Consider the following 253-nt stretch of genomic DNA (forward strand, 5'->3'; position numbering starts at 1 on the left):
GGTAAATATGTTGATTCGGAAGATTATTTTCACTTGCTTGCTGAAAAAATATCGGCCTCGGGCTACTTACAGCAGGCAGAAATTTATATCGATGGATTTTATAGTTTTTCACCACAGGAATATCAAATTATCCAGGAATTAGCAACGCATTGCAAAAGGGTCACAATCGCGCTGACAACCGACCGGCCATCGTTTGCCACCGTACCGGATGAACTTGATTTGTTTCGAGCTTCAAATGAAATTTGCTCCACCC

General features: G+C 41.9%; 1 protein-coding gene. It reads left to right on the plus strand.

Annotated features, from left to right (window positions below):
- The coding region (locus RYX56_RS23930) for a helicase-exonuclease subunit AddB family protein (RefSeq protein WP_317124330.1) at positions 1 to 253 on the plus strand (253 nt) is incomplete at both ends.

Origin of the sequence: Alkalihalophilus lindianensis, from assembly GCF_032843265.1 — a bacterium.
GTDB lineage: Bacteria > Bacillota > Bacilli > Bacillales > Bacillaceae_D > Alkalihalophilus > Alkalihalophilus lindianensis.